The organism is Sorangium sp. So ce1153, from assembly GCF_051521595.1.
Classification (GTDB): Bacteria; Myxococcota_A; Polyangia; order Polyangiales; family Polyangiaceae; genus Sorangium.
Genome location: NZ_CP150361.1, coordinates 7,579,132 through 7,592,907 on the forward strand (window position 1 = coordinate 7,579,132; position 13,776 = coordinate 7,592,907).

Genomic DNA, 13,776 nt, shown 5'->3' on the forward strand with positions numbered 1-13,776 from the left:
CGACGGAGGGTGAACGAGGCTCACTTCACGCGGTCTTGCCGGTGTCCACGCGCCCGCCTCGTCCAGGCGCGGTCACGCCGTCGAGCACCAGGCTCACGGTCTGCTCGCCGAGGCGCGCGGCGAGCTCGGGGTCTCGCTCCAGCCGTTCCCTGACGTCCGAGAACCGCGGCCCGAAGATGCCTATCGCGGTCAGCGCGCCGAGGACGGTGCAGTAGAGGAGCTCGAAGTCGCAGTCGCTCCGGAACACCCCGCCGCGCTGCCCTCGCTCGTAGAGTTCGCGCAGCTGCGACGGGAGCATCGACAGGGTCGCCGGGGGCGCGGACCGCCAGCCGCTCATCGCCTCGTGCAGCGCGAGCGGCATGATCCGCGGGTTCGCCAGGAGCAGCCGGAAGAACGCCGTGAACGAGCGCCAGAGCCCCTCGCGCGGATCGAGCGTCGCCGACTCCTCCAGGATCGGCCGCCACGCCGTCATGAGGCCAGACCACTGCTCCTCGAGCACCGCGCGGTAGAGCCCATCCTTGCTCCCGAAGTGGTGGTAGATCATGCGCTCGTTGACCCCGGCGCGCCCCACGATGGCCTGCACGCGGGCGCCCTGCGGCCCGTGCCGCGCGAACTCCTCGGCCGCCGCGTCGAGCAGGGCTCGCCGCGTCTCCTTCTTCGCCTCGCCCTCCATCTGGTAAACGATCATTTACCCATGACCGAGCGCCGGTCAAGGGTCTCCAGTAAATGATTATTTACCCATGTTCTGGCGGCGACCGGGGCGTGAGCTGACCGGCGCGTCTCCCCCTCTGTCCGAGGGCGATGCGCCGCGAGGACGCCGGCCTGTCCGTCGCTCGACGGTCGACCGCGGCGTCAGCGCATCAGCAGCGCGAGCACGTCGTGGATGCCCGCGCTGGGCACCCGCACGCGGGCGCCGAGGCGCGCCGCGCCGGAGGCGAGCACCTCGGAGGTCATCGCGAACGGCATCGTGATCTCGCCGCGCGAGGGCAGCCTCGCGAGCCCGGCGAGCGCCTTGGCGGCGTCGTCGAGCGCTTCCGGCGTGTCCCCGTTCGCCGCGAGCATCGTCCAGCTGGCCAGCGAGAACAGCCCGCCGGCCAGCGACCCGGGCTGCCGCAGCGCCTCCACGCCTGGCGCCGCGCCGAGCGTGCGCTCGTCGCGCCCCGGGTCCGCCGCCACGCGCAGCCGCTCCACCACGGCGGCGTCGTCCTCGCCGACCCCGATCCACGTCCGCTGGCCGGCGGGGACGACGTAGAGATGGCTCGTGTGCGCGGGCGGCGCGTCCTTCGTGAGCGGCCTGGAGCGCAGCTCGACGTGCAGCGTCCCGGCGGGCAGCGCGGCCGGCGCGCGGACGATCACGGGATCGGTGATCTCCTTGTCCTGCTCGCCGCCCCTGGGCGCCTGCCCCTTCGGCGCGCCGCCGTTCGCGTCCGCCCCCCGCGCGGCGTCGCCTGCAGCTGGCGCGGCGCTGCCCGCGGCCGGCGCGGCGCTGCCCGCGGCCGGCTCGCTCGCCTTCTTCTTCTTGTCCAGCTGCTCGCCGAGCTGGATGAGCTCCTTCACGCCCGAGATCCAGGCCTGCGCCGGCTCCTCGACGGCGACGAGGAACCAGCTCTGCAGCGCGCCGCGCGCCGCCTTGCGCGCGCGCGGCGCGCCCTTGCCGCCCTGGTAGGCGGCGAGGGCCTTCTCCGCCGCCGCGCGATCGCCGCCCGAGCCGATGACGAAGGGGCCCCCCGTGAACGCCAGGGTGCCGAGGCGATCCATGAACCGATCGAGCCCCGACGCGTCGTAGCCCTCGTCGGCCATGTCGTCGCGGATCCCCCGGAAGAACGCCTCGCGCAGCGGCGTGAGCTCCGCGCGCGACGCGCCCTGGGTGTAGAAGGCGATCGCCGTGTCGCGCGGGAGCCGGAAGAAGGCCGGCGGGGTGGCGGCGTCCCGCGCCGCGGCTGGCGCGGCGGCCAGCGCGAGGGGCGAACGCCGGCTCGCGAAGCGCATGCCGAAGCCGACCTCGATGTCCGGGCGAACCCACGTGAGGTCGACGCTGACGCCCTCGAGATCGCGTGCGAACGCGTCGACGAGCTCCAGGCCCATCTTCCCGGCGTGGCTGTCGTCGTCCTCGTCGGGCCTGCTCTCCACGCCCTCGACGATGATCCGCCCCGGGACCTCGATGCGCGCGTCGGCCTCGAGCGGCTCCCGGCCCACGACCTGGACGAGGTAGGGCGCGGCGGCCTCGAGATCCTGGACGTCGTCGGCGCAGACCAGGCGCGCGCTGCCGCTGCGCTCGCCGGGCTCGAGGGCGCACACCCTGGGCAGCGCCCGATCGTCGGGATCCGCCTCGCGTACGCCCTCGACGCGCAGCATGCCCCGATGCCCCTTCAGCTCCTTCATCTCCCGGAGGACGAAGCGCTCCTGCAGCCGCGGCATCTCGCGCTCCGGCACCGACAGGGAGGCCACGAGGCGCGGGCGCTCGGTGCCGAGCACCGCGACGTCGATCGGCTTGCCCAGATCGACCACCTCGGCGAGCGCCGGGCCGAGCGCCTCCTCGAGCAGCACCTCGGGCGCCATCTGGCCCGGGCCGAGCAGCATCATCCCGAACGGCGTGCCCGCGAGGAGCTGCGCGACGTTGCCCCAGGTCCGGCGCACGTCGGCGACCCGCAGCACCGAGGAGAGCTCTCTCGGCGCGGCCAGGGGACGCGCTTCCGCCAGCTGCGCCGCGCGGGCGGGCTCGGCGTCCGCAGGGCGCGCCGCCGGAGGCAGCGGCGCGGCGCGGCCGGGCGGAGACGCCGGCGCGCCAGCGCACGCGGCCGTGAGGACGAGCGGGAGGAGGACGGCGCGCTTCATGGCGCGCCGATCGTCGCGCCTGAACAGCGCCGCTGGCAAGCGGCCTGCACGATCGGGCGGCCGGAGGGCGCTGCACCCCCATGGCCCTCGGGGCGTCGTGCGCCGCTCGAACCAGGCTCGCGGGCGACATGAGCGCTGATCTCGCGCCCCTGAGCCGGTGTCCGGGTGAGCCCCGTTGTCGCCCGCGGGCGGCTGGCGCCCGCCTTGTACGGCGACATCGCCTTGCTAGAGTCGCCGCGCATGAGCTCCCGATATGACTTGATCGGTGAAGACTATCCTGCCGTCAAAGAGTTGCCCGTCGCGAGGTATGCTGAGCTCCCCGCGGTGCGCGCCATGCTCGGGGACCTGCGGGGGCGTCGCGTGCTGGATCTGGCCTGCGGGACGGGCTTCTATTCACGCCTCGTGAAGGGCCTCGGCGCGGCGGAGGTGGTGGGCGTCGACGTGTCCGACGCGATGGTGGCGGCGGCGCGGGCCGAGGAGGCGAGGGCTCCGCTGGGGATCGGGTATCGTCAGGGGGATGTGAGCGCTCTCGGCGGTATCGGTGAGTTCGATGTGGCCCTAGGCGTGCTCCTCCTGACCTACGCGACTCACCCGGAGCAGCTGCTGCGCATGGCCAGGTCGATCCGCGCGAACCTGGTGCATGGCGGCAGTCTGGTCGCGGTCACGATGCACCCCGAGTGCGCCTTTGGCCCGGCGAACTACACGAAATATGGTTTCACCGTCACGGAGGTGGATCCGCTGGCCACGGGCGGCGACCGGGTCAGGCTGCGGGCGGAGATCGACGCGGGGTTCGAGATCGACAACTGGCGGTGGAGCCGTGACGTGTACGAGGACGCGCTGACGCGAGCCGGCTTCGGCGAGATCGCCTGGCGGCCGGTCCTGCCGAGCCAGGAGGGACGCGCGGCGTTCGGACTGGGCTTCTGGCAGGATTACCTGAGCGACCCAGTGCTCGTCGGCCTTCGCGCGATCGCGCGAGCGTGAGCGCGGGCGCGGGCGCGGGCGCCGCCGTGTGAGCCAGCGGGGCGGCGCCACGCAAACTCCGTGTTCGCACGTCGACAGCCTGTGAGCGCCCCCCCACAGGCGTCCCCGGTTTGTTGGCCGCTCCGGCTGCCCCGATGGACACTGGCGAGACGGTCGCGATGAAGAAGTGGAGCTTCCTGGCCCTGGGCCGCACGTACGAGATCACGGATTATGGCCCAAGGTTCGGGATCGAGGTCACACGAGACGGCTACACGGTGTGGACCGGTTACTGTGACGGGGCGCGGCTCGTGACGGACACGAGCACCCTGCCCGCGCGCGAGCTGCTGGCGATCCGCGAGGAGCTCCTCCGGCGAGCGGTACCGCGGAGCGCCGCCCCGCTGGCGGAGGCGGGCCCGCGTGCGCGCCGGCCGTCGCGCGCGGTCGAGCAGCTCGACCTGCTCGGGGCGCCCGCGCTCGGCGGCTGCCCGCGCTGAGCCGGAGCGAGCCGCTCGTCCGACAGGGACGCCAGGGAGACGCTGGGTTCTCCAGGCGTCCCTGGCGTCCTGGCGGCTCGCTCAAGCCGGGCCGCTGTGGCCGATGGCCACGTCAGTTGTAGCAGCGTCCGGCGTTGCCGGTCCCCACATTATAACAGTAGTAGCAGCCCGGCGTGCCAGGGTAGGTCACGCGCGCGTCGCAGATCTCCGTGCATGTACCGTAGTAGCACTGGTAGCCGGCTCCGCAGGTCTCCCCGGAGCAGGCGCCACCCGGAGGCGTCGTGCCCGGGATGCCGCAGCTCGGGAAGCTACCGCCGGGGTACTGACACGCTTCCCCCTCGGCGCACCCCGTCTGGGTCAGCAGGTCACAGGTCCCCTCTGGCGCCGGTCCCACGAAGCCGACGCTGCTGTCGTCGAGGCCGAGGCTCAGGCAGTTCACGCCGAACGTCGTGTCGTTCACGTTGCAGAACTGGGTGCAGACGCCCTGCTCCGGGTTGTCCTGATCCACCTTGAGACACTGCGCCCCCGCGACGCACTGGTCCGAGGTACACGGAGAGCCCACCGGCAGCGTTCCTGGTGACGCACAGAACGTCCTGCCGCTCGCGTCGGCGAGCAGGCAGGTCTGACCCGACGGACAGTAGTAGTTGTAGAGCAGGTTGCACTGCGCGAGCCCGTCGTTCGGCGTGACGTCGAACTGGATGTCGACCGCGCCGTCGCCGAGGACGATCGTGCCTTGCCCCGTGGTGAACGTGAACGAGACGTCGGTCGTCGCCGAGGCGTCGACGTCGATGATCTGGGGGTTCTGCGAGACGAGGGCCGCCGCGACGGGAGACTCCGTGCCGTCCGCCTCGATCCTGTCGAGCTGCCAGCCGTCCAGCAGCCGCACCCGGTAGGGCCCCTGGAAGAGGGTCGCCGTCAGCGTCTCGGCGTCCGGATCGCTCTCGGAGTCGAGGGTGGCGACGTGGGCCCCGTTCATCGCGTCGATGGAGAACGTGGCGTTATGGAGACGGAAGTTGCCGCCCGTCGACGTCACGAGCGGCAGGCTGACCGTTCCGGCCCCCTGCTCGCTCTGCGGGTCCACAGGCGACGTGCAGGCGATCGTGGTCAGCGTTCCAGCGGAGAGAAGCAGCGCCAATCCGAGACGAAAACCCCTGAGCTTCATCAATGACTCCATCCTTCTGCCTGTCGGGCGCGGTGGATCCAGCCTGACGTCGACCTCTATCGCGCCGAGGGCGAGGTGCCGTGGGCACCGTCGCTCTCGGATCTGCGTGCATCGACCAAGGCCCGTCGTCACGCGCGGGATTCCACCTGTGTTGCCGAGGCGCGTGTGCGTCGCGCTTCAACGTCCGGGAAGAAGAGCAACGGCTGTGCCAGAACGTCCGCGACGCGATCCAGGCAGGATCTCGCTGCGGCGCGGTCCCGGGAGCAACGGCTTGCGCCGCCGTCTTGCAGGATCACGCAACAAACGGCGCGAGCTGACGCGCATCGCTGCGCCGCGGCGTCGCCGGCAGGTGGAACGTCGTGTGCTGCACTGTAAGCCCCGAGCTCGGCCTCTCCAGCCGCCGACCGCATCACAGCCACACTTCACCTCATCGAGCGCGTCGATCGCGGGCGGCCGTGCTGTCGGCGCGTACTGATTCGCGGCACGACGTTTAAGATCAGGCTAGGTTCAATCCTTGTCCACACAGCATACTGTGCAACTCGGGCCGCTGCTCATGGGAGTCAGAAGCGCCAAGCAGCGCCGAACGATGCCCCAGCACATCAGACTTCACCAACTTCAGACCAATCAGGAGCGTGTATCCCAAACTCAACTCTGCTTGCGCTTTGGCCTCATCGACGGTCTGGTGCCAGGTGTCTGCCACGCACACGCCTTCCGAACTGTATCGATATAGCTGCACTCCCCCGTCAAACTCCTCAATTTCTACCCAAACGACTGGTGGACCCTGGAAGACAGTCGTTGGTACCTGTGCAATCAGCCTTGCTCGAGGCACTCATCCACCCTCGCCTCACCGCCATTGTCGTACGTGATCCGCTTACAGACCTACCTCGTCGGCTCGACGAGGGCTACCCCCTCTCCTGAAGGACCTCCGTCGGGATGACCAACTGGTCTGCAAATCGCACTTGACGCAGCTTCAGACGTTCGACGATGTCATTCACGCGCCTGGGCAGGTCGACGACTCGAATGGGATCAACTGGCGCTGCGACCATGCGGCAAGGCCCGCCATGGGGGTCTGAGTCAAATGCGAAGAGCCCTCGCTCCGCCACCATACGCCACGTGTTCTTCAATCCCGGGGCTAGCTCTGGCGCGAACCTCGCCACGGTAGACGCGGGTGAAGCAAGGACAACGTCGATCGCCGCATCATGCGCATCCGTATCTCGCAGGAACTCATCCGGGGCGTAGCCGCCGCCCGCGGTACTGAACAGGGCGACGTACCCATCAGAGTCGCTGGCTAACCAATCGAACTCCATACCGAGAATCTCGTCGGCGAACATTTCTTCTGTCGTAGACATGACTACCCTGATACCGAAGCCGCTTCCATGGATAGGAACGTTGAGCGGCAGGTCCTTGTCACGTCATGGATCGTCTAGCTCTTTCCGACCTATGCAAACGAACTCATCCTCCAAGAGCCAGATGCGTGCATCCTCGTACTTCTCCGCTTGGAAGACCTGACGATTTGCCTCGGCCGGGTCAAGAATTTCGTAACCACCGTTTGATGGTCTCAAGAGTAGAACGTAGGGTACGGCGTGCCCCTCGTCCGCCCAGATCTCATACCAAGTGTTCATGGTCCTGCTGGTCCGGTTCGTGGAATGACATGATAAAGTCCGTTTGCACCAACTTTCGCCTCACCATAGAACAGCGCGAAGCGGCTGCCATCAGCCGCGATGCGGTAGCCAATCGGGCTCTCGAACATCAGCCCGAACCGCTCGGTGCCGCGTACCGCACTGGTGAATTGACCGCCCTCAAACAGGGCGTTTTCGACGCGAGCGAGGGTCGTCAGGTCCGGAAAGACGTGGGCAGCGCCATCGCGAGCGATCAGCCGCTGAGCAGCGGCTGTTCCTTCGATGTGCTTTGGGATGTGTTTCAGCTCGTATGCGACGCCCGAGAAGGCTTTGCCTTCTCCTCCCGCCGTTCCCGTCGCCGCTCCTCCCCCCAGCTTCTGCAGCACGGCGCCGAGGACCATCGCGGGCCCGATGCCGCTCTCGACGGCGACCGTGACGCCCAGCGCCAGCACATCCATCGCCGCCCGGAGGTCCTGGGCGAGCGCCTCCCCGTCATTGCCCGCTTGCCACGCCAGCCCGCCGAGCTCGAGCGCCTCGTGCAGGTCCCTCGCCACGGCCGCCGACCAGTTGAACCTCGGCACGATGAACGGGTCCCCCATCACCGACCCGCTCACGATGCCGGCCGTCGGTCTCTCCGCGGTGACGTCCGACAGCCGCACGCCGCGCTCGAGCACCGCAGCCAGCGTGCCCCCGGTCCCCGAGTAGTCGTCGCCCACCGACGAGCCCCCGCCCTGCTCGAAGTACTCGTCGCCGGCATGCACGAACAACGCCCAGTCGCTCTCGAACTCCGGACGCCCTCGCTCGTCCCACTCATCGACGGGCGGCTTACCGCCACCGGATGACGGTGCCTCGGCTGGCGCCTCCACATTGATGATCTCAACCCACGGCGTGAGGACCGCTCCGGTTGTATCGTCGAACTCCGCCCAGCCCTCACCGCCATCCTCGGACTTGACCCGCTTCCAGATCCACCCCGTCGGGTCAACCAGGTTCACCGGGTCATTCATTACATAGCTGTACCGGTTATAGCTCTCCCCCCACAGCGGGGCGGTCACGAACGGATCCGGCGTCAGAAACCGCCGCAGGCTCGGGTCGTACAGCCGCCCGTGCATGTCGATGAGCCCGAGTTCCTCGTCGTGCCGGTGCCCCGTGAACCCGTGCCTCACCTCGTTCTTTGCGCTCCTCGACGCTCCCAGCGCCTTGCCGTCAGCGTCGATCCGCCCCCCGAACGGCTCGTAGTGCAGCCGCTCCACTTCATCACCAGCCTCGTCCGTCACCAGCCCCACGCTCCCCAGCGGGTCGCTGTGCACATACAGCGTCCGCTCGTCCCCGGGGCCGGCGAACACCACCTGCGCCACCTCTCCCTCGGGCGACGCCACCCGGAACACGTGCCGTGTCCCGCTCGCGTCCTCGCGCCGCTCGTACACCCCACCGACGTAGATCGTCTCCTCCCCGTCCTGGGTCTTCTTCACCCGCGTTCCGAACGCGTCGTACAGAAATTCCCAGCCTTTTCCCTCTTTGTCCACCCACCTCGGCAGATCGAACGCCGTGTACTGCACCGCGAGCCCCGCGCTCGACCTCTCCAGCCGCCCGGCCGCGTCGTAGCCAAACGTCACCCCATCGCGCGCCGCGACCGCGTGCGGCCTCCCCGTCGGCTCGTACTTGTTCTCCTCCGCCAGCACGCCGTCCACCTTGACCGTGCCCAGGTTGCCGAGCTCGTCATACCCATACTTCGTCCCCCGCGCACCGCCCGGCGCGGCCAGCTCCCACCTCTCCAGCCGCCCCACGTCGTCGTATTGGAACGTCTCCACCCGCAAGGCGACGCCGTCGCGCCGCTCGCGCACCCGGCCGTCATCGTGGTACCCGTAGGTCAGCGCCTGCAGCGGCCCGCTCTTCTTCGCCTGCACCGTCTCTAGCCGCCCCGTCACCGGCTCGTACGTCCGCTCCGCGATCACCTGGTTGCCCAGCGTCGCCTTCAGCAGCGCCCCGTCCACGTTCCTCGCGTTCACCTTCCACAGCGACCGCAGCGTCCCGTCCTCCCGGCTCGCGCGCAGCTCCGACAGCGACCCGTCCTCGTACACGTGCTTCACGCGGAACCGGTCCCGCCCCGGCACCTTCGGGTACAGCAGCTCGTCGCGCAGCCCGTCGGGCGTGTACGTCACCCCCACCGCGAACTCCTCGCCCTCGACCGTCGTCCGCACCTCGGAGACCCGACCCCTGTCGTCATACGCATACGACACGGCCGTCCCATCCGGGCTCACCGCAGCGGCGAGCTGACCCATCCCGTGCGGCGCCGTGTCCCACGTGAACGTCGTCACCCCATCAGCGTTCGTGACATGGCGCCTCCGCCCCATCGCGTCCCGCTCGACCGCCGTCGTCTGCCCCAGCGCATTCACCTCACCACGGATCTCCCCGTACCCGTTGTACCTCGTCGTCCGCGTCCCCGCGTCCGGATCGCGCACGCTCGTGCGCCGCCCGCGCACGTCGTGAGCCATCTCCGTCACGTTGTCCTTCGGGTCGGTCACCTTCCACGGCTTGCTGTTCGGTCCATACGCGAGCTTCGTCGACTGCCACTCGCCGTGCACCTCCACCGCCGTCTCGCTCGGCCGCCCCTCCACATCCACGACCAGCCGGCTGCGCCGGCCTTCAGGATCGATCGTGACCGTCTGGAAGAGCTCGTGCTCGTACTGCTGCCGCGCCCCGTCCGGTCCCGTCTCCGAGAGCACCCGGCCCAGGCTGTCGTACTTCCACTCGCTCTTCTCCTCGGCTGCCGCCTCGAACCCGGGCCGGCTCACCGACAGCGGCCGGCCAAACACGTCGTACGACCGCTTGCGCACCCTCATCCGCCCGTCGAACGCCCGCTCCGCCTGCTCCACCACGAGCCCGCGCTCGTCCAGCGTCGCCGTCGCGCGCCCTCCGCTCGCCAGCGTCGTTTCCACGATCACCCCGGCGGTCTTCCCCGCATCCACCCACGCCGCCATCGCCGTCTCGCTCACCGCGCCCGTGCCGGAGCTCGCCTTCCTCAGGCGGCCGAGGTCGTCATGGATTCGCGTCGACCGCGCGCCGTTCGCGTCGATCTCCCCCATCAGCACCCCGTAGCCCGGGTGCGTGACCATCCATTGCGACACCCCCAGCCCGTTCCACACCTGGCTCACGAAGATCCCTTCGCCCGACACATCGTCGTACTCGTAATTCCAGATCCGCGGCGACTCCCCGGCCGCCTCCCGCTTCTCCTGCCGCAGCCGCCCGGCCTCGTCGTGGACGAGCGAGATCGTCTCCCGGACGTCGGCGTTCGTGCTGTCCGGCTCGATCTTCACCTCGTCGAGCAGCCCGCGCTCGTCATGGTGGTAGTCGGTGTGCAGCTTCGCCGGCGGGGCCGAGCCAGCCTCGTACGTGCGCTCCGCCTGCGTGTCGATCAGCCCGACGAGCCACTCGTCGGGCCGCACGTCGAACGTCCTCGTCACCTCGCGGCGCGTGCCCCCCTCGGTCTCGACCGTCTCGTTCCGCAGGTTGCCATGGTCGTCCACCTCGTACGTCGCGCTCTGCCGGATCGGCGCTGTGTCGCCAGGTTCATCCACGTCCATGCAGTGCGTGCGCGCCCCCTCGGCCCAGTCGATGCCCACGTCGGAATCTTCGTACTCGCGCCGCACCATCGAGCGCGCAGAAACGAAGTAGCTGCGGTCGCCGTTCAGCTTTCTGATCCGGTAATTGAGCTCCTGATGGACCACCCGCGCTCTTGCCCTCGCCGGGCCCTCCTCGAGCGTGCACGATCCGTCAATTTCCGCGTAGCAATCGCGGGCGCCCAGCGCGCCGTGGGGCAGGATCGGCGTGACCTCCTGGATCGACCGAGGGCGGCCCGCGTACGGATAGCTCGTCCCCACCCGCGTCGCATGATCGAAGGTCGTGACCCGCTCCACCGGCCACGCGCGGCTCCACTCCATCATCCGCCCGAACCCGAGCGAGCCGCGCCCGAGCAGGTCCGTCCGCAGGTCCTCGAACCGGTAATGCGTCCCGCCAGGCCACTCGAGCCCGCCCACCCGCGCCACCACCGGCACCCCGCGGCGCACGCACCGCTGCGGATACGCGCACGAGGCCGGAGGCGACGAGGCCGGATCCGTCCGGCCATACCGGACCTGCACGCGGCTCGATCGTGGCTCATCGCCGTCGGACACGCTGCTCAGGAGCTCCACGTCATTTCCTGTCGCGAGCGTGACCTGGAGCGATGTCCCCTTCAGCGTGAGCACGTCGGCGCGGCCGTCGCCGTCGAAGTCACCGCGCCACATCGCGTCCCCCGCAGGGATCGGCGAGTAATGCGTCCCCGTCTCCGGCTCCTCCCAGCTGATGTCCTCGCGCAGAAACGTGCCGTCGCCCATCGAGAGGAGGGCTATCACCCTGTCCGTCGTGTGAGGCTCCGGCGGCCCTGGGTGGAGCCAGTCGGAGATCGACACGACGAGGTCATCGCGGCCGTCGCGGTCGAGGTCGAACGGCTCGATCACCTTCCTCCCCGACTCGGCCGTGTTCAGATCCAGCACCTCCGCGAGCCTCGGATCCGAGAGCGTCACGGCAGGGCCGATCCCGTTGCCCGTGTTCACGCTGAGCTCCACCGAGTTCCGGCGGACCCAGAGCGCGTCGCTCAGCCCGTCGCCGTTCACATCGGCGAGCTTCACCCGGGAGCCCCCTCGCTTCAGCGGAAACGCGGGCGCCTTCGTCACCTCTCCGGCGTCGTCGAGCCCGATCGCCACCCCCGTCGCGCAGTCGAAGTCCTCGCCGACGACGAGCTCGCCCCGGCCGTCGCCGTCAAGATCACCGCCGACCGCCTCCGGACACCGGGCCGGCGCGGCGCGCACGCCGGTCTTGCGGCGCTTGCCGAACGTACCGCCATTGTTCATCTGGACGTGCCAGAAGGAATCGTGGATGCCCCGCTCGACCTCGATGAAGACATCGAGCAGCGCATCGCCGTTCAGGTCGACCAGCTCGAGACCGGGCGGCGTCCCGGAGAACTCGCCCGAGCAGGAAAAACGAAGGCCCCCCGCCAGCGTCACGCCGGTGGCGACGAACGCCTGGTCCTCGTCGCTCCATTCAACCAGCCGATAGCTGCACGTCGTCGTGTCGTAGGCGAGCAGATCCACCTTGCCGTCCCCGTTGGCGTCCACCGGGCGGCTGTGCTTCAGGTTGGTGTCCTTCAGCGGAGAGCGCTTGGCATCGACGCGCAGAGTCCGGAACGCGACCTCGCTGCCGGGCTCGGAGAGGCTCAGGAAGAGCTCATCCGGCGGCTCGGGAGGGATGTGTACCGGCCCAGGCGGCAGCGGCTCCTCACGGGGCGGGATCGGCGGCCTCGGCACGTCGATGGCGCGGAGGATGTCGTCCCGCCCGTCCCCGTTGGCGTCGAAGACGCGCAGCGAGGTGACCGCTTCGGAGGTGGGGAGCACGGGACCGCTGGCGAACATCAAAGGGTCTTCGTGCACCCAGTGCAGCCGCTTCGGCCAGAGGCAAGTCCCCCGGTACCCGCACTTCTGGACGGAGGAGAGCAGGCTCCGGCCGAGCCGGCCCCTCTCGTAGCCGAGCGTGTACTCCCAGAGCTTCTGCGTGGCTCCGGGATTCGGTGCCCACATGGCGATCTTCTTGAGCCGCCTCGTCGATCGCCACCGGACCCCGGCCGAGTACGAGACGCTCGGGTCAGGGCGGTCCTCGTACTCGAACACGATCTTCCGTCGAGCGGATGAGCCAGGCCCGTACGCGATCGTCTCGATCAGGAACTCGTGCGAGTAGGGCGGCGACGATGCCGCGTGCTTCTCGTAGAGGTACTCGACCTCGTTCCCCGAGCGGTCCAGCTCGCGCGAGAGCAGCCAGAGCGGCGTCACGACGCCCGCCGGCTGCTCGGCATCGCCGCTGGCCACGACCCGCGTCGCGTACGTCTCCTCGTAGATTCGGATCCGGCCGTCCCTGGTGCGCACCTCGAAGGCACCCGGGCCGCCCCCGCTGGCCCCGTCGAGCGCGAGGATCATCGACATCTCGTCGTCCTCGGTGCGGTACTCGCTGCGCCCCTCGAATCCCTTCACGGAGACGAGCTTCTTCCCGTCGAGGCAATAGCTGTCCGACGCATCGTGGTCGGGACCGTCGGTGCGCCCCTCCGTGGCGATCGTCGCGTCGCAGCGCGCGATCGCCGACGAGCTGCCGGCGACGCTCCACCCGCGCCCCACCGGACCGTTGCCCCCGCGGCTGGAATAGCGCAGCGCGAGGCTCGGCGTCACCCCGAGCCCCGGCGGGACGTCGAGCGGAATGGTGTAGGTGAACGCGCCGTCCGCGGTGACCTCGCCCCCGCCAGGCAGGTAGCCAGCATCATCACCGCGGACGATCGCGGACTGCGGGATTTCCAGAGGCTCGAGCAGGACAGGCGGCTCATCGATCGTCGCCGCGGAGGTGGCGAGGCCGCGCCCCCCGGCCTCCGGTCGCTCGTGCGTGCCGCAGGCGACGAGGACGAGCACGATCATGGCCAGAAACCAGCGCAGAGACGATGCCCACGAGGGCGCCGGCGCCAGCGCATGCATCGCCAATCGTCGATGATGCTGCGAGGCCGTCCGGGCAGCCTCGCGCCGCGTTTTGATCTTCATATAGTCCACCCATGGAGCGGTGCTTCCCCCGAAGCAGTCCCGCCGTATCAGACACAGTCAGCTGCCATGAAGAGCAGCTCACCGGGGAGCGTGGCAAA

9 protein-coding genes are annotated in these 13,776 nt (G+C 69.5%); 2 read left to right on the forward strand and 7 right to left on the reverse strand.

Annotated features, from left to right (window positions below; genetic code table 11):
• Nucleotides 1–25: 25 nt before the first annotated feature.
• Nucleotides 26–688 carry a TetR/AcrR family transcriptional regulator gene (locus tag WME85_RS27270; protein WP_437825289.1) on the reverse strand — a complete coding sequence of 221 codons (663 nt, stop codon included), beginning with the start codon at nucleotides 686–688 and terminating at the stop codon, nucleotides 26–28.
• Between the two features lie 164 nt (nucleotides 689–852).
• Complete coding sequence (locus WME85_RS27275; protein ID WP_437825290.1) at nucleotides 853–2,835, reverse strand: hypothetical protein; 1,983 nt, start codon at nucleotides 2,833–2,835, stop codon at nucleotides 853–855.
• Nucleotides 2,836–3,000: 165 nt separating this feature from the next.
• Here WME85_RS27275 and WME85_RS27280 point away from each other — a divergent pair, with 165 nt between their 5' ends.
• Both WME85_RS27280 and WME85_RS27285 read left to right on the forward strand, forming a co-directional pair.
• Entirely contained in the window at nucleotides 3,001–3,816 is an 816-nt protein-coding gene (locus WME85_RS27280) for a class I SAM-dependent methyltransferase (protein WP_437825291.1), read from the forward strand.
• Nucleotides 3,817–3,950: 134 nt separating this feature from the next.
• Nucleotides 3,951–4,289: a hypothetical protein gene (locus tag WME85_RS27285; protein WP_437825292.1), complete on the forward strand. Its 339-nt coding sequence runs from the start codon at nucleotides 3,951–3,953 to the stop codon at nucleotides 4,287–4,289.
• Nucleotides 4,290–4,401: 112 nt separating this feature from the next.
• Here the strand turns inward: WME85_RS27285 and WME85_RS27290 are convergent, their stop codons facing one another.
• The 5 genes from WME85_RS27290 to WME85_RS27310 all read right to left on the reverse strand — a co-directional run bounded on the left by WME85_RS27290 (nucleotide 4,402) and on the right by WME85_RS27310 (nucleotide 13,558).
• Complete coding sequence (locus tag WME85_RS27290; RefSeq protein ID WP_437825293.1) at nucleotides 4,402–5,451, reverse strand: hypothetical protein; 1,050 nt, start codon at nucleotides 5,449–5,451, stop codon at nucleotides 4,402–4,404.
• A 496-nt stretch (nucleotides 5,452–5,947) separates the two neighbouring features.
• Nucleotides 5,948–6,151: a hypothetical protein gene (locus WME85_RS27295; protein WP_437825294.1), complete on the reverse strand. Its 204-nt coding sequence runs from the start codon at nucleotides 6,149–6,151 to the stop codon at nucleotides 5,948–5,950.
• A 202-nt stretch (nucleotides 6,152–6,353) separates the two neighbouring features.
• Nucleotides 6,354–6,800, reverse strand: coding sequence for a hypothetical protein (locus WME85_RS27300; RefSeq protein WP_437825296.1), 447 nt, complete (start codon nucleotides 6,798–6,800; stop codon nucleotides 6,354–6,356).
• A gap of 63 nt (nucleotides 6,801–6,863) precedes the next feature.
• Nucleotides 6,864–7,073: a hypothetical protein gene (locus WME85_RS27305; RefSeq protein WP_437825297.1), complete on the reverse strand. Its 210-nt coding sequence runs from the start codon at nucleotides 7,071–7,073 to the stop codon at nucleotides 6,864–6,866.
• Nucleotides 7,070–13,558 carry a DUF6972 family protein gene (locus tag WME85_RS27310; RefSeq protein WP_437825298.1) on the reverse strand — a complete coding sequence of 2,163 codons (6,489 nt, stop codon included), beginning with the start codon at nucleotides 13,556–13,558 and terminating at the stop codon, nucleotides 7,070–7,072. Before WME85_RS27310 ends, WME85_RS27305 begins: the two co-directional genes overlap by 4 nt.
• Nucleotides 13,559–13,776 lie beyond the last annotated feature (218 nt).

Excerpts from the sequence above, each read along its gene's own strand:
- WME85_RS27270 (WP_437825289.1), bottom strand. The coding sequence starts at position 688 with ATGATCGTTTACCAGATGGAGGGCGAGGCGAAGAAGGAGACGCGGCGA.
- WME85_RS27275 (WP_437825290.1), bottom strand. The coding sequence starts at position 2,835 with ATGAAGCGCGCCGTCCTCCTCCCGCTCGTCCTCACGGCCGCGTGCGCT.
- WME85_RS27305 (WP_437825297.1), bottom strand. The coding sequence starts at position 7,073 with ATGAACACTTGGTATGAGATCTGGGCGGACGAGGGGCACGCCGTACCC.
- WME85_RS27300 (WP_437825296.1), bottom strand. The coding sequence starts at position 6,800 with ATGTCTACGACAGAAGAAATGTTCGCCGACGAGATTCTCGGTATGGAG.
- WME85_RS27310 (WP_437825298.1), bottom strand. The coding sequence starts at position 13,558 with ATGATCGTGCTCGTCCTCGTCGCCTGCGGCACGCACGAGCGACCGGAG.
- WME85_RS27285 (WP_437825292.1), top strand. The coding sequence starts at position 3,951 with ATGGACACTGGCGAGACGGTCGCGATGAAGAAGTGGAGCTTCCTGGCC.
- WME85_RS27290 (WP_437825293.1), bottom strand. The coding sequence starts at position 5,451 with ATGAAGCTCAGGGGTTTTCGTCTCGGATTGGCGCTGCTTCTCTCCGCT.